General features: G+C 48.0%; 12 protein-coding genes and 1 pseudogene. 7 read left to right on the top strand and 6 right to left on the bottom strand.

Features of this window, described 5'->3' with window-relative positions:
• Nucleotides 1–37 precede the first annotated feature (37 nt).
• A pseudogene (locus tag CAP50_RS08640) lies at nucleotides 38–274 on the bottom strand (IS1595 family transposase); the annotation flags it as partial.
• A 175-nt stretch (nucleotides 275–449) separates the two neighbouring features.
• Between CAP50_RS08640 and CAP50_RS08635 the strand changes: the two are divergent.
• From CAP50_RS08635 to CAP50_RS08610, 6 genes are all read left to right on the top strand, one after another.
• Nucleotides 450–2,411 carry a mechanosensitive ion channel family protein gene (locus CAP50_RS08635; RefSeq protein WP_241900719.1) on the top strand — a complete coding sequence of 654 codons (1,962 nt, stop codon included), beginning with the start codon at nucleotides 450–452 and terminating at the stop codon, nucleotides 2,409–2,411.
• A 438-nt stretch (nucleotides 2,412–2,849) separates the two neighbouring features.
• Nucleotides 2,850–4,322: an IMP dehydrogenase gene (gene guaB / locus CAP50_RS08630; protein ID WP_100749743.1), complete on the top strand. Its 1,473-nt coding sequence runs from the start codon at nucleotides 2,850–2,852 to the stop codon at nucleotides 4,320–4,322.
• A gap of 238 nt (nucleotides 4,323–4,560) precedes the next feature.
• Nucleotides 4,561–5,931: a phosphoglucosamine mutase gene (gene glmM / locus CAP50_RS08625; protein ID WP_100749742.1), complete on the top strand. Its 1,371-nt coding sequence runs from the start codon at nucleotides 4,561–4,563 to the stop codon at nucleotides 5,929–5,931.
• A 79-nt stretch (nucleotides 5,932–6,010) separates the two neighbouring features.
• Complete coding sequence (gene pdxH, locus CAP50_RS08620) at nucleotides 6,011–6,655, top strand: pyridoxamine 5'-phosphate oxidase (RefSeq protein WP_172953102.1); 645 nt, start codon at nucleotides 6,011–6,013, stop codon at nucleotides 6,653–6,655.
• Between the two features lie 414 nt (nucleotides 6,656–7,069).
• Nucleotides 7,070–8,317 (top strand): alanine racemase, encoded by a 1,248-nt coding sequence (locus tag CAP50_RS08615; protein ID WP_100749740.1) that lies wholly within the window; start codon nucleotides 7,070–7,072, stop codon nucleotides 8,315–8,317.
• Complete coding sequence (locus CAP50_RS08610) at nucleotides 8,305–9,645, top strand: D-arabinono-1,4-lactone oxidase (protein ID WP_100749739.1); 1,341 nt, start codon at nucleotides 8,305–8,307, stop codon at nucleotides 9,643–9,645. The genes CAP50_RS08615 and CAP50_RS08610 overlap by 13 nt, the downstream gene beginning before the upstream one ends.
• A 133-nt stretch (nucleotides 9,646–9,778) precedes the next feature.
• On the opposite strand, the gene CAP50_RS08605 is transcribed toward CAP50_RS08610, so the two are convergent.
• From CAP50_RS08605 to CAP50_RS08585, 5 genes are all read right to left on the bottom strand, one after another.
• Complete coding sequence (locus tag CAP50_RS08605) at nucleotides 9,779–10,411, bottom strand: glutathione S-transferase family protein (RefSeq protein ID WP_100749738.1); 633 nt, start codon at nucleotides 10,409–10,411, stop codon at nucleotides 9,779–9,781.
• Nucleotides 10,412–10,477: 66 nt separating this feature from the next.
• Nucleotides 10,478–11,155, bottom strand: coding sequence for a type 1 glutamine amidotransferase domain-containing protein (locus CAP50_RS08600; protein ID WP_100749737.1), 678 nt, complete (start codon nucleotides 11,153–11,155; stop codon nucleotides 10,478–10,480).
• Nucleotides 11,156–11,324: 169 nt separating this feature from the next.
• Nucleotides 11,325–12,374 (bottom strand): NADP-dependent oxidoreductase, encoded by a 1,050-nt coding sequence (locus CAP50_RS08595; protein ID WP_100749736.1) that lies wholly within the window; start codon nucleotides 12,372–12,374, stop codon nucleotides 11,325–11,327.
• Nucleotides 12,375–12,474: 100 nt separating this feature from the next.
• The gene (locus tag CAP50_RS08590; RefSeq protein WP_100749735.1) at nucleotides 12,475–13,692 is read right to left on the bottom strand and encodes an iron-containing alcohol dehydrogenase; all 1,218 of its coding nucleotides are present in this window, start codon (nucleotides 13,690–13,692) and stop codon (nucleotides 12,475–12,477) included.
• 226 nt (nucleotides 13,693–13,918) lie between these two features.
• Nucleotides 13,919–14,536: a TetR/AcrR family transcriptional regulator gene (locus CAP50_RS08585; protein WP_100749734.1), complete on the bottom strand. Its 618-nt coding sequence runs from the start codon at nucleotides 14,534–14,536 to the stop codon at nucleotides 13,919–13,921.
• Nucleotides 14,537–14,844: 308 nt separating this feature from the next.
• Here CAP50_RS08585 and CAP50_RS08580 point away from each other — a divergent pair, with 308 nt between their 5' ends.
• On the top strand, nucleotides 14,845–16,338 hold the full coding sequence (locus CAP50_RS08580) for an aldehyde dehydrogenase family protein (protein WP_100749733.1): 1,494 nt from the start codon (nucleotides 14,845–14,847) through the stop codon (nucleotides 16,336–16,338).
• Nucleotides 16,339–16,400 lie beyond the last annotated feature (62 nt).

The following is a 16,400-nucleotide window of genomic DNA, read 5'->3' as shown; positions in this document are numbered from 1 at the left end:
ATAGGCCAAACACGGGCACTTTGCTACCAGCACCTCACCCTCGCTTGCCTTTACGAGTTCCACCAAAGTATGATTCGTCTACTTCGATTTCGCCTTCAAATAGACCAGGGTCTTGACTGTTCTCGTAAATAAGCACTCGTAGCCTATGAAAGTAATAACTGGCTGTGGTTTTATTAACACCAACTAAGCTTGCTGCTGTTCTCGCGGTAGAACCGGCAACAAATAACTCGATTAGTCTGCTTTGTTTATACCAACTTAGTTTACTCTTTCTCATAGTGCTATCCTAAATAATTTTACTTATCTAGGACAGCCCCAAATAAAATATCTATACGCCTTGTACCAAGACCAAACGGTTTTGATACCGCATTTACGGTATTCTTACGCTTGTACGATACGCTTATTTTTTATACAAATTCATACAACTTACGCAACTTACTGGCCGTCGATATATGAATACTTCTCACACGGATGCTGCTGAACATCATCAGACTGACACGGATAGAGTCATACCCTTTATTTGCCATCGCACTATTGGTCATCGGCTGATCAATGACAAGTCGCAGAAGAGCCGGCGCGCTATGATATGGCAAATGCTGGTGGTGTTTTTTGTACTGACGCTCGGCGCGGCGATAGAGGCTGTTGCCCAGCCAGATGGTTTTGGTGAATACGCCGAGCAGCAGCTAGACTCGATGAGTGATGGCAGCGTCAGTATCTCTGAGATTAAAGAAGAGATATTTGACCCCACTGAGCGTAGCGCGGTAGAGCAGGCAGGTGAGTTGCAGGGTAATGCGGGTCTGACGGGTGAATATCATGAGAGCTACTATCTTTTGGATAGGCTCAATACCGGCTTGCCGCCGTTATCTAAGCCGCCAAACCTGAACACGCCGCTTGCCACGTTAGAGTTTTTTCAGTCGGCAGTGATGAAACAGCAGTATGACTTGGCCGCTTACGCGCTGAATATGAATCTGATAGACCAAAGCACTCAGCGCAGCCGCGCGCTTGAGCTCTCCAAGCGTTTGGATTTTTTATTGTCCGAAAGAGAGTTGTATGTGTTTGATGATTTGCCAGATCGTCCGGATGGACTTATTGAGCCGCCGCTGGGTAATAACAGCAGCGTGATGGGCATCGCTAGACGCTCCATTCAGCTTGGTTATATCGACTACCGCGAGCGCCGCGTGCCTATTTATTTGCAGCGCGTGAGAGTTGGGGAGGAGGCACCTGTCTGGGTTTTTTCCGCACAGACAGTAGGCAATATCGATAACCTATACGCGCAGTACCATCCGGCAGAGTTTGAGCGCTATCTGCCTGCCTGGTTAAAAATACAGTTTTTTAGTATTGCTTTGTGGGAGTTTTTAGCACTCGTTTTGTTTTTCTTGTTGACTATGGTGGCGGGCTGGCTACTGAGTAAGGGCACTGAAAAGCTCATCAGTCGCTATATCGATGATGAAAAGTACAGCAACTACGTCGGCAGTAGTCATGGGGTAGCAGATCTTGTCAGCAAATTGACGGTACCTTTGACCTTTACCATCAGTTTTTCATTGGTGTTTACCTTAGTGTCAGGGGGCTTTCCTTATCTAGATGCGGTGGCCTCATCGACCCGCCCGCTGATTTGGATTGGACTGGTATTTAGCACTTCATGGCTTGGTATTCGGATTATTAACTTTTTTGCCAATCGCTATCAAAACATGCAGATCGAAAATCTGGCCGAAGAGCATTTTGATAAAGAGCGTCGTCGCCGCACCTATGTATCGATATTTCGCCGCGTTTTTATCTTTGTCATGATTTTGGGCAGTATCTGGATTGGGCTTAGCGAATTTACCAATATGGAGGGTCTTGGCAAGACGTTATTGACCTCAGCTGGTATCGCGGGGGTGGTTATCGGTATTGCTGCGCAGCCTATCTTGGGCAATATCATCGCAGGGGTGCAAGTGGCGGTGACTCAGCCTGTGCGTATTGGCGATACAGTGATGATGGAGGGGGATTGGACGACAATTGAAGATTTGCGTTATACCTATGCGGTGCTAAAGACGTGGGATGAGCGCCGATTGATCGTGCCGATGCGCCGACTGATTACCGAGGTTGTAGAAAACTGGTCTCATACCGAGGTGCATCAGACTTGCGTGGTCTATCTTTACGTGGATTATGGTGCTGATATCGAGGCCATTCGCGAAAAATTTATCTCACTGGTCAAAGATAACGACTTATGGGATGGTGAGACTGAGCCTGAGATGGTCACAGTATCGCTGAGCGAAAACACCATCAAATTAAGAGGGAGCCTAGCCTCTGACGGCCCGATGAATGCCTTTTATCTTGAATGTCAAGTACGTGAACAGATGCTACATTATCTCTATCGTGAGCAAAAATCATATCTACCCGCTGAGCGTTTTATCATGAAGCAACACGAATCGTGAGGTGCGCCATCTGTGCTCGATACGCCAGTTAATCTCGTGCCGCTGTCTGAGTGATAGAGTAAATGCGCGCCTGTTTGTATGATATTTATCAATTCTACAAAATAAGCTGATAAATAAGCATGCGAGGTGCCTGCGTATTTGTTATAATATGGCGTTATTTTTACGGGATAAATGAGCGATTAAGAGATGAGTCTGCACTGTATTTGTGCAAATTTATCACTCATAAGTCAATGGCAATTTTCAAGTACTGGTGTTTGTTTAGTGATAAAGGGTTTTTAGACAAACAACGACTGGCTTATTGTCTATTATCGAAAGCTCTATGATAAAAAGCCTGCAACACATAAGGCTTTGACTATCGTAAAGTCATACTGGTGATCTTGGTTGATTGTCTTATCGCGAAAATCCCACCCATCAAAATAACCACCACTAGGGGTCTGTATGTTGCGAATTGTCGATGAAGCCTTAACCTTTGATGACGTTTTATTATTGCCAGCCTATTCTGAAGTCCTACCAAAAACTGCTGATCTGACCACCCGTTTGACCAAAAACATCACGTTGAATTTACCGCTGGTTTCTGCCGCTATGGATACGGTGACTGAGTCTGAAATGGCCATCACTATGGCGCAGCTAGGCGGGATGGGTATCTTGCATAAGAGTATGGATATCGCCAAACAAGCCACGCAAGTACGCCGTGTGAAAAAGTTTGAAGCAGGGACAGTGGTTGACCCTATCACGGTACATCCAGAGATGACCATTGGTGAGCTGTTGCAGTTGACCGAAGACAACAACATCTCAGGCGTGCCTGTCGTCGAAAAAGGCACAGATAGTGTGGTCGGTATCGTCACTCACAGAGACTGGCGTTTTGAAACCAACTTATCACTGCCTGTCAGCAAAATCATGACACCAAAAGATCAGCTGGTCACCGTACACGAAGGCGAGAGCAACGAAAACATCAAGCGTTTACTTCATGAGCATCGCATCGAAAAAGTCATCGTTATCGATGATAACTATCGCCTAAAAGGTCTGATCACGGTCAATGACTTTGCCAAAGCCGAAAACAACCCAAATGCGTGTAAAGATGAGCAAGGTCGTCTACGGGTTGGTGCCGCTGTCGGCACCGGCGCAGATACGCAGGCACGTGTCGAAGCTTTGGTCGCAGCAGACGTCGATGTCATCGTGGTAGATACTGCGCACGGCCACTCAAAAGGCGTGATCGAAAAAGTCTCGTGGATCAAAAAGCACTATCCTAACGTTCAAGTGATTGGCGGTAATATCGCCACCGGTGACGCAGCCCTTGCATTACGTGATGCAGGTGCAGACGCGGTAAAAGTCGGCATCGGCCCTGGTTCTATCTGTACCACGCGTATCATCGCTGGTATCGGTGTGCCTCAAATCTCAGCAATCGACAATGTCGCAAGCGCCCTACAAGACAGCATTCCTTTGATTGCTGATGGGGGTATCCGCTACTCAGGTGATATGGCAAAAGCCATCGCTGCTGGTGCATCGTGCATCATGGTCGGCTCGCTTATGGCAGGTACCGAGGAGGCACCTGGTGAGGTCGAGTTGTTCCAAGGTCGCTACTACAAAGCCTATCGCGGCATGGGTAGCTTGGGTGCAATGTCAGGCTCAAATGGTTCATCAGACCGTTATTTCCAAGATGCCAAAGACGGCGTAGAAAAACTGGTGCCAGAGGGTATCGAAGGCCGCGTTCCTTATAAAGGCCCAGTAGCTGGCATCGTCAATCAGTTGGTCGGCGGCTTGCGCTCATCAATGGGTTACACAGGCTCTGCGACTATCGAAGATATGCGTAGCAAACCACAGTTTATCAAGGTGACGTCTGCTGGTATGAAAGAGTCGCACGTCCACGATGTGCAAATCACCAAAGAAGCACCAAACTACCGTGTGAACTAATTTGTTGTCCTACCTATTGTAGGTGCTGCGTTTTTGCCAGATTGCACGACTACAGAGACGTTAAGATACAAACAGCCAACAATGCCTCGTTATTGTTGGCTGTTTTTTTTGTAAAATACCAAAATGGATTATAGCCATAGTAATTACAACAACAGTGATTATAATGACAGTAACAATAATAACAGTAGTGCCGATCTCTGAGACGGCCTTTTACTTTTATATGTGAGGAAGATAGATAATGAGCTACTTTGGCACCGATGGTATTCGTGGAAAGTTTGGTGAATCCCCAATCACACCGGATTTTATTTTAAAATTGGGTTATGTGACAGGCAGGGTGCTAATAGAAAATAATGCCAATCCATCGCGCAAGCCTAGTGTGGTCATCGGTAAGGATACTCGCCTGTCAGGTTATGTGATAGAAGGGGCGCTACAGTCGGGCTTTAATGCTGCAGGGGTGGATGTCCATATGCTCGGCCCATTACCGACGCCTGCTATTGCGCATTTGACTCGCAGTTTTAATGCGGATGCCGGTGTGGTCATCTCCGCCTCGCACAATCCTTATTTTGATAATGGCATCAAGTTTTTTTCGGGCGATGGTAAAAAGCTGACCGATGAGATGCAGACGGCCATTAACGACAAGCTTACCGCCATCATGAGTGCCTCTGAAGCAGACAATAACACTATAATGCCTATTGTGGATCCTGCCAAACTTGGCAAAAACAATCGTATCAACGATGCCAAAGGTCGCTATATAGAATTCTGTAAAGGCAGCTTTCCTTATCAGTATGACTTAAGCCATCTTACCGTCGTCGTCGACTGCGCCAACGGAGCCGGTTATAGCGTGGCACCGAGAGTCATGCGCGAGCTGGGTGCCAATGTCATCGCCATCAATCATGCGCCTGATGGCATCAATATCAATGCTGACTGCGGCTCGACCCATCCAGCAGGCTTGCAAAAGGCGGTCGTTGAGCATGGTGCTGATGTCGGAATCGCGCTAGATGGCGATGGTGACCGTATCGTGATGGTCGATGAAACCGGAGCCTTAGTCGATGGTGATGGCATTTTATACGTGCTCGCCACCCAAGGCGCAGACAAAGCTAAGGGCGTGGTCGGTACGTTGATGAGTAATATGGGGTTAGAGCTGGCGCTCAAAGCCGCTGATATTGACTTTGTCCGTGCAAAAGTAGGCGATCGCTACGTGATGCAAGCGCTTGAGGCCAATGGTTGGATACTGGGCGGTGAGCCATCTGGTCATATTTTATGCTTGGACAAAAGCCGTACAGGCGATGCGATTATCGCAGGTTTGCAGGTGCTGGCTGTCATGCAAGCGCGTGGCCGTGCGCTTAGTGACTTGGTCGAAGGGTTGGACGTGCTACCACAAAAACTGGTCAACGTGCGCTTGTCTGAGATGAAAGACCCGTTTGAGTATCCTGAGCTGGTGGCCGCCTTTGATAAAGCGCGTGCGACACTGGCAGGTCGTGGTCGTTTACTCATTCGTCAATCAGGTACAGAGCCGATGATTCGAGTCATGGTTGAGTCCGACGACGAGATAGAATGTGATGTGCTGGCCAATGATCTGGCAGATCAGATCAAGGCGATATTGGGCTAATTGATTGACGTTACAGGTTATGAAAATCAATCATGATCAGCAGTCACACTGTATATTATATAAAGGAGTTGCCATGAGTATGGATTTTACCGATCAGCGTTTGTCATACGAAAAAGGCGTTTTAGATCAACAGTCAGTCCCCACCTCTCCATTTGAGCTACTCGGCACCTGGATGACTGAGGCGATTGAGCAAAAAGTACAAGAGCCTTATGCCATGAGTCTGGCCACTTGCGGCGCGGATCTTAAACCCAGCGTCCGTATCGTATTGCTGCGTGAGATTACTGAGACAGGGGTAGTGTTTTATACCAATTACGACAGCGCTAAAGGACAAGATATCAGTGAAAACCCCAACGCTGAGGTGCTGTTTTTTTGGCATGAGCTAGAGCGTCAGATTCGCATCAGTGGCCGTATTGCCAAAATAGACGCGGCCAAGTCGGCGGCTTATTTTCAAAAGCGTCCTCACGACAGTCAAGTTGGCGCATGGGTGAGCGAGCCACAGAGCGGAGAAGTGGCTGAACGGGAAGTGATGGAACAAAAATTTGCGCAGTTACAAAACCGCTATCCCAGTGACAGTCCGGTGCCAACGCCGACGTTTTGGGGCGGTTATGAGATTACTGCTGAACACATCGAGTTTTGGCAGGGGCGCGCTAGCCGTATGCACGACCGTATCGTCTATAGCAAAGACGATAACAACAACTGGCAGACCAAGCGGCTATTACCATAGCCAAGCACGCTTTTTGCAACCACCGACTGCGTCCTTTTGGGGCGCCATTTATTGCTTAATATTCATCATTACCGCAGAAGACCCAAGTTTCGCTTGGGTCTTTTTTTTGTCGGTGTAATCGGTACCATGGCGATACTATTGAGGGTGATGGTACAGTTGAGAGAAAAAATAACTGACAAGTGTTTTATTTTATCGCTGAGATGCTTGACGGCGCTATATTCCCGGTTCACACTATGATGCGGATTGATAGAGGTTTGCCTCGGTAAATGCAGCTCTGTAATGAATAGGGCGAATACCACTGAGTAGGCGAGTACCATTAAATATTATGCCGTGTCCTCAGTTTACCCATCAATCTAAATTTGAACCTATAAAAGACATAGGATAGTGTCTGCTCGTTGTGACAAGGAAAGCAAAATGGATTTTTTACACATCATTCCACCCAAAACGCCCCAGGCATGGCTCGACATGGATGCGCTCGATCACAATATCGCGCTGGTCAATCAAAAAACCCAAGCCGTCAATCTGCGTCTGGCCACCAAGTCCATACGCTCCATCGATGTTTTACATTATATAAAAGACAGATCACCTCATTTTATCGGGCTTATGTCCTATGCGGCCGATGAGTCCGTCTATCTGCTCGAAAACGGCTTTGACAATATTCTCTGCGCTTATCCGACCTTAGATACCATCAGCGTGGCAAACACCCTTAAATACACCCAGCAGGGAGCGGTGATGGTCTGGATGGTCGATCGTCCGGAGCATGTGGCGGTATTGGAGCGCGTTGGTATCGAGCACGGCGTCAAAATCGATGTCTGCTTGGACGTCAATATGTCGATGCCACTGCCAAAACTATATTTTGGCACCAAACGCTCGGCACTGATGCACAAAAAAGACATCAAAGCGCTGCTTAAGCACATAAAAAAGTCAGATCATATCAATCTCGTCGCTGCGATGGGTTACGAGGCACAAATTGCAGGCTTGCCCGAGCATTTACCAGGCAAGGCGTTGTTGACACCTGCTATCAAACTACTCAAACACCGCTCCCAAAAGCAAGTCAGTCAGCGCCGCGGTGCCATGGTGAATTGGCTAAAAAAACAAGGCTATGCATTGCAGCTGGTCAATGGCGGCGGCAGCGGCAGTATGGATTTTACCGCATGTCAGCCTGAGATTACCGAAGTGACAGTAGGCTCAGCCTATTATAAGCCTGCTTACTTTGATTATATGGAAAGCATGCAGGACTTTCGAGTGGCAGCAGGGTTTGTGTTACCGGTGACGCGCCAGCCTGAAAAAGACGTGATCACGTGTCATGGCGGCGGCTTTATCGCTTCAGGCGCCGTAGGCATCGACAAAGCTCCTGTGGTGCATTATCCCGCTGGCCTCACCATACTCAATGAAGAGGGGTTTGGTGAGGTGCAAACGCCCATGAAAATGAATAAATGTACCGTGTCAGAGACAGGCCTAAAGATTGGCGATGCGGTTTGGTGTCGTCATGCCAAGGCTGGCGAGCTCTGCGAGCATTTCAATGAGCTGGTCTGCTATGAAGGCGCTGGTCAGATGCCGCAAGGCACAGCTGAACAGGCTATAAACTATACCTCTATCCGCCGCAAGGATGCGGCGGCAACGATGACAACCTACCGAGGAGACGGCAGATGTTTTCATTAAGGCAGTGGCAAACAAATAATGAATGGCAAAACTGGGTAGGCTATGAGCGCGCGCAGCCAGAGCAAAAACTGATGCCTGCCTCGGTAGCAGAGCTGCAAGATATCATCAAGCAAGCAAGAAAAGATAAAAAACGCGTGAGAGTCACGGGCGCGGCGCACTCTTTTAGTGGCTGCGCCAAACCTGAAGAGATTGCTGTCAGCTTGCATCACATGCGCGGGCTTATCTCAGTGGATACCGAGGCTAAGCTGGCAACGCTACATGCAGGCACGTATCTACATGAGATCGGTGAGGCACTAAAGGCGCATGGCCTTGCGCTTGAAAACATGGGCGACGTCCAAGCGCAGACCATCGCAGGTGCGGCCAGCACCGCAACCCACGGCACAGGAGCGACTCTTGGTTCTATCGCCAATCAAGTGGTGGGCTGGGAGTGGGTAGATGGGCGCGGCGAGCTGCACAGTCATCAGCGCGGCAACCCGCAGACAGACGATTTGGGCAATGCGCTGCATGTCAGCCTCGGCATGCTGGGCGTCTTTACCAAGCTGACGCTCAGAGTCGTCGATCTATATGGTTTACAAGAGCGCAATGAGGTCATGGATTTTGCCGATGGTTTGGCAAACTTTCATAAAAACGCCCAGTCGCATCGTCATTTAGAGTGGTTTTTATTTCCTGGCACCAACAAATTACAGCAAAAAACGCTCTCGGTCATTGAGCCAAAACCGATGAGTCACGCGCAAAAGCTCAAAGATACGTTTGACAGCGTGGTGACGCTCAATGGGGCTTTTTATGTGCTGTGTGAGCTTGCGCGCATGAACCCTGAATGGAGCAAAAAAGTCAGTCAAATATCTGCCAACTCTATCCCCAACACTAAGCGAGAGGGCTACAGTTACGAAGTGTTTCCGACCCCGCGCGGTGTAAAATTTAACGAGTCGGAGTATTTTATTAAGCTCTCAGATTTTGATGCTTGTATCACTGAGGTCAACCAAATCTTGCTCAAAGACAATAAACACTCACATTTTCCCATTGAGGTGCGCACCCACAAAGGCGAGACAGGAATGCTTAGCCCAACCCAAGGTGAGGACTGTGCGGTGTTGTCTTTTCACGTTTATAAAGGTATGGACTGTGAGCCACTGTTTAAATGGTTGTATGAGTATATGAAAAAATGGCAGGGTCGCCCGCATTGGGGCAAGGTCAATAAGCTCAGCCATATAGAGCTACAAAACCTTTATCCTAAGCTCAATCGGTTTTTGCAAATACGCCGTGAGTATGACCCAGACAATGTGTTTATGAATCGCTGGCTTGAAGATAAGTTTTTAAATCATCGCCTATAGCGTGCCTATTTGTGAATATTCAACACGCCCTAACCAGAACACAAAAAAACAGCTCTCTGTAGAGCTGTTTTTTTATCCGCTATCCCTATGCTAGGCCATAGCTAGCGTAGGCTAATCGATAACCAGCAAAAACCTAACCAACAGACTGATCGTAATTGACCTCTAACCGCATGCTACGCTGATAGCTATCGAGGCTAGCCAGCTGCAACGCATATTGCTCGATATGCGGATAGTCTGCCAGAGCATGACGTTTGGCCAGCATAATCAAGTCAAACGATAGCATGAAATCAGCACCGCTTAGCTTATTGCCAACGATAAAGGATTTATCTTTCACCTCATCGTTTAGGTAGCTGAGCAATTGATGCTTTTCGGTACTGATATAGCCATCTAAAAACGCATTGTCCTCCACGCCTGCTTTTTTGGTAAAAAGCTCGAGCAGCAGCGGTAGCATCAAAGAGCTTTCGGCAAAATGAATCCACTGCAGATAAGTGCCATAATCTCTACTATCGGTCGCAGGGCGCAGGCGCTTGGGCGCAAAACGCTCAATCAGCAGCTCAGTGATAGCGCCTGACTCTGCATATAACTGACCATCCATCTCGATAACCGGAGACTTACCCAGTGGATGGACTGCTTTTAGGCTGTCTGGGGCCAGATGCGTTGTCGTATTACGCTGATGGCTGATGATTTCGTAAGCGACGCCCAGCTCTTCTAATAGCCATAGCGTACGTAATGAGCGTGATTGATTGAGATGATGTAAGCGAATCATGATGCCAGCCTTCTTAGAGAGTCCATTTCCATTATATAAAACACCGAAATATAAATCACCAAACGCTTAACCGTTCAGTTTCATCATTAAGCGTTTTGCTGCTTCTTCTGATGATGCTGGGTTTTGACCCGTAATCAATAAGCCGTCTTCGACGACAAAAGATTCCCAGTCCGCCGCCTTTTTGTAGTGACCGCCATTGGCTTTTAGCATATCCTCTACCAAAAACGGCACCACATCAGTTAGGCCGACGGCGTCTTCTTCAGTATTGGTAAAACCTGTCACCGTCTTGCCTTTTACCAAATACTCACCATCGACTTTGATGTTTTTGAGAGCAGCAGGGGCATGGCAAACCAAAGCCATAGGCTTGTCTTGCTTGATAAAACTTTCAATCAAGCTGATAGAGTCCTGGTCGACAGCCAAATCCCATAGCGGGCCATGACCACCTGGGTAAAACACTGAGTCGAAGTCGGAGGCATTGACGTCAGCGAGTTTTTTGGTAGTGGCAAGATGTTGCTGTGCGTCGCTGTCTGCTTTAAAGCGCTTGGTGTCTTTGGTTTGGGCATCATCGGTATCGCTACTAGGATCAAGCGGCGGCTGACCACCAGCAGGCGAGGCGAGTGTGATGTTGGCACCAGCGTCCAAAAAAGCATAGTAAGGCGCAGCAAATTCTTCTAGCCAAAAGCCTGTTTGTTTACCGGTATCGCCGAGTTTGTCGTGCGAGGTGAGTACCATTAAAATATTCATAATTGTCCTTTTTATGTCTGTAATTTTTAGCCTAAGCTAGGGCGTGTCCTTATTTTACAAAGGGTGCTAAATAAACCGAGCCCTAACATTATTACGGGCTAACACCTAGTTTTCAGTAGCGGTTTTAACCCGTTATGTTGAAAAGTCGTTACTTGATTAGGGACTTGAGTTATTGAACGTCAGCGACTTTGATGACGGTTTTACCAAAGTTTTCACCATTGAGCATTTTGACAAAAGCATCAGGTGCATTGTTTAAGCCGTCAGTGATGTGCTCTTTGGTTTTCACCGCGCCTGATTCTACCCATTTACCCATAGTCTCCAAAAACTCTGGGAAATGATCGCCGTACTCTTCAAAGATAATAAAACCTTTGACTGTCAAGCGTTGTCTTAAAATCAGACCCATCAGCATACCCAAGCGGTCTTTACCCTCAGGCAAATCCGTGGCGTTGTACTGTGATACCAGACCACATACGGGGATGCGCGCATGGGCGTTGAGTAGGGGCATCACCGCGTCAAATACTTTGCCGCCGACGTTTTCATAATAGATGTCGATACCATCTGGGCAGGCATTTTTTAATTGTTCGGCGAAGTCATCGGCTTTGTGGTCGATACAGACATCAAATCCCAGCTCCCGAACCGCAAACTCACATTTATCCGCGCCGCCTGCGATACCGACCGTACGCAGTCCATACTGATTACCTGCTTGTCCGACGGTGGCACCGACAGGGCCGGTGGCCGCAGCAACGACGAGCGTCTCGCCTTTTTGTGGTTTACCGATATCGGTCAGACCCATATAGCCGGTAAACCCTGGCATACCAAGTACGCCCAGACCGTAAGAGGGATTTGCCATATCCTTGTCTAGCTTGACCACGCCTTCACCATTACTGACGCTATAGTCCTGCCAGCCTGAATTGGACACGACCAAGTCGCCCGCGGCAAAATTGTCGATATTGGACTCGACCACTTGCGCAACTGTGGCACCCATCATCACATCGCCCACTTCTAGCGGATCAGCATAGCTTTTGGCGTCGCTCATACGTCCGCGCATGTAAGGGTCTAATGATAGATAGACGGTGCGCAGTAGCATTTCATCATCTTTGGGGGCTGGGATATCGCTGGTTGCCATATCAAAGTTTTCAGGTTTTGGCTCGCCAGTTGGGCGGCTGGCCAATTTAATTTGACGGTTTGTTGTTTGATTTTGTTGGGCATCAAAGCTCATTCTAAGCATCCTTTTTTGTTATTGATTGATGGTTTTAGATCGAGCAGCCAATAAACGAAGCATGGCTGCCGATAGTTATTCACTGATTATGAAAAGACCATTAAGCCGCGCCAGTTAGCGCCCGCTCTAAGATACGACGTGATACCGTTAAGTCATTATCTTTATGCTCACCCAGCTTTACCATATTATGAGCGTCAAGCTGCTGGAGGATAGGGTCAAACGCTGACTCATCGAGCGCGGCATCTGCGAAGCTGACAGGTAAACCAAGGCTACGGAAAAAGTCCTCGGTATATACAATAGCAGTTTCGATAATGCTGTCATCGTCTTGTTTTGTATCAGTATTGCTGTTGATGGCCCAAACGTTACGAGCGTATTGAAGCAGTTTTTCTTTTTTGCTGTCTTTGAGCTCACGTAGTACAGATGGCAGTAAGATAGTCAGCGTGCGGGCGTGATCGATACCATGTAGCGAGGTCAGCTCATGACCGATCATATGCGTTGTCCAGTCTTGTGGTACGCCGACGCCGATAAGACCGTTTAGCGCCATGGTTGCTGTCCACATGATGTTTTTGCGGGTTTCGAGGTTTTCTGCATCGGCTTTTACCGCATGACCTTCTTCGATCAAAATCTTTAACAGGCTCTCAGCAAACGCGTCTTGCACCTTGGCATTGACAGGGTAGGTGAGATACTGCTCCATCACATGGACAAACGCATCTGCCACCCCATTCATCACTTGGCGCTCAGGCAAGGTGAGTGTTTTGGTCGGATCTAAGATAGAAAACCTAGGATAGGCAAGCGGGTTGCCAAATGGTAGCTTGGCCTGACGATCACTGTGATTGACCACGCCGCCTGAGTTCATCTCTGAGCCAGTCGCAGGAATGGTCAATACTGCGCCTAGCGCCACTGCTGAGTCTATATCTTTGCAATAGTTGGTCAGTGCTTCCCACGCCTGATCTCGTGAGACCGTACCATCTTGCGTGGTCAAGGAAGACACAAGGGCGACAAACTTACTGCCATCAATCACCGAGCCACCGCCAACGGCAAGCAAAAAGTCGATGTCATGCTCATTGACCATATCTGCCGCTTTTAGCAGAGTATTGAACTCTGGGTTTGGCTCAATACCGCCAAACTCAAAGATATCGCGCTGACCGTTGGCTTTGAGCGCTGTTCTGACTTCATCCAAGGTGCCCGTGCGCTCAGCTGAGCCGCCGCCATAAGTGATGAGTACGCGAGCATCTTGCGGGACAAGCTCTGATAGTTCTTTGATTTGCCCTTCACCAAAGACGATGCGTACGGGATTGTAGTATTGAAAGTTATTCATAAGGTTCCTCAGTTAATGTTGTTTGTCTGATAAAAAAGACAGCAAAAATAAAATCACTTATCTTTTACGATGGCGCACATTGTACATCAATTAGACCGGTCATCTAGGGGTGTTTACAAAAAACACTTATAACTCAGAAATCTTATTTATTCAACTTACTCAGTGCAGGCAGGCCGTCGGGCGATATCGATATCTATTCAAACAAAGACGACGATAAGCGGTGGGCTTAGCGTCCCATTTGTGAGGTGGTCATTTGCCATACTTCTGCCAGTGGTGTGTTGGTTTGACTGGTTTTGGCGATTAAGCTGGCACCAAGCCACGCAAAATACCAGCGTTTTGCCATACTCTCAGCAGCGATATTCTCAGGGCGGGGCACCGACTGATCTGCCCAGCCAGCTTTGATTTGCTCAGCCAGCCAACTAATGGTTTGTTGATAGCCGGCGTTTAGGGCAATACGCATCGGCTCAGACAAATCAGCGACCTCGGCACTGAGCTTGACCACAAGGCACTTTTCGTGATCGCAGCCGTTTTGCTGGGTGTCATACCAGTTTTGAAAATAATCATAAAGCTTTTGCTGTGCGTTACTGTGACGACGACCAATGGTATCCAAACGCGTTTTATAGTTAACAAAATAGTGACTGATGATGGCTTCACCGAAGGCTTCTTTTGACGTAAAGTAATGATAAAACGAGCCTTTCGGGACGCCAGCGGTGTCTAGTATTTGTTTGATACCCACGGCGGTAAAGCCTTTTTTGGCGATGAGCTGGTAGCCGACATCTAGCAGGTGAGTTTTAGTATCAGGGGGAATGGTCGTTGCGTTGGCAGACGTTAAGTTGATAGACATAGGGAGATGTCCTCTTATTATAGGGTTTGAAAGAATTAGGGTAAACATTGGCTACATCAGTCAGTGATTATATGACGGTGAGTCTTGTAGCCGTCATGCTACGATAGGGGGCTTCCCTTTATTATATATTATACGTTTTATTGATATATGTTGTGACACTATCAGGGATAGGCTCGTTACGTTTGTTCAACACAGCAGATGGCAAAATACGTTTCGTCACTATATTGGCTATGGTAGCATTAGACCAGTCGTCTAGCAAGTTGCTACTATTTTTACTACTTTATTATATAAGATAAATAAGGATAATTATGTCAACCAATACCAATAATCAAATCGGCCAAAACCCGTATGAGGATTTTCATCTACAATACATCGCAGGCGAATGGCAAAGCGGCCAAGATGATAGTGTCAATGCCGATATCAACCCCTACAGTGGTGATACACTGGTGGAGATTCAGCAGGCCACCAAAGAGCAGCTCGACACCGCCTATCAAGCAGCGCACGCGGCACAAAAGCGCTGGGCGCAGCAAACCCCAGCCGAGCGAGCCGCTGTCTTGTACAGAGTGGTCAATATTTTGGACCAGCGCCAAGAAGAAATCGTAGATTGGCTTATCAAAGAGTCGGGCAGCACCCGTATCAAGGCGATGGTAGAGTTGGGTAGCGCACGAGCGATTACGCTAGAGTCAGCTACTTTTCCCAATCGTGTCCATGGCCAGATACGCCCATCCAACACCGCTGGTAAAGAAAACTTTGTATACCGTGAGCCAATCGGTGTCGTGGCGGTGATTAGCCCGTGGAATTTTCCGCTCCATTTGACTCAGCGCTCTATCGCTCCTGCATTAGCACTGGGTAATGCCGTGGTGCTCAAGCCTGCCAGCGACACGCCGATCACTGGTGGCTTGCTGCTCGCCAAGGTTTTTGAAGAAGCAGGACTGCCAGAAGGCTTGCTGAACGTCGTCGTCGGTGCAGGCGAAGAGATCGGTGATGCCATCGTCACCCATGATATTCCAAGTTTTGTGTCATTTACAGGCTCGACCTCGGTCGGTAAGCATATCGGTGAGCTGGCCAATGGCGGCGACTATATCAAGCAAGTTGCGCTAGAGCTGGGCGGTAACAGTCCGTTTGTGGTCCTAAAAGATGCTGATATCGAGCAAGCGGCAAAAGCGGCTGTCTTTGGTAAGTTTTTACATCAAGGTCAAATCTGTATCGCTATCAACCGTATAATCGTCGAAGATGACATTTATGATGATTTTGTGGCGCGTTTTTTGGCGCATGTTAAGACACTAAATGTCGGAGATCCAAGCCAAGAAGATACGGCAGTTGGGCCTATTATCAATGAAAAACAAGTCAAGTCGTTAAAAGAAAAAATCGCCAAAGCCCAGCAACAAGGCGCCAAAATGCTATTAAGCGGCGAGATTAAAGGACAGGTGGTGCCGCCGCACATCTTCACCGAAGTCACCCGCGAGATGGACTTGTCGCGCAATGAAGTGTTTGGGCCACTGGTCGGTATCATTCGCGCCAAAGATGAAGCAGATGCGCTGTCTATTGCCAATGACTCGATGTATGGGTTGTCTAGCGCCGTCTTTACAGCAGACATGCAAAAAGGCCTGCGCTTTGCGCGGGGTATTCGCGCAGGTATGACACATATCAATGACATCTCGGTCAACGATGAGAGTAATGTACCCTTTGGCGGTGAAAAGAACTCAGGTATCGGCCGCTTTAATGGTGAATGGGTGCTCGAAGAATTTACCAGAACGCACTGGATCTCTATGCAAAATGAGCCGCGTCAGTACCCATTTTAATTGCTTCATGCGCCGTGCTTGCTCAATGAGCGCAAAAAAAAGACCGCCATCAGTGCGGTCTT

It is taken from the genome of Psychrobacter sp. L7 (assembly GCF_002810365.1).
GTDB lineage: Bacteria > Pseudomonadota > Gammaproteobacteria > Pseudomonadales > Moraxellaceae > Psychrobacter > Psychrobacter celer.
This window is presented reverse-complemented; position numbering and strand designations above follow the sequence as displayed.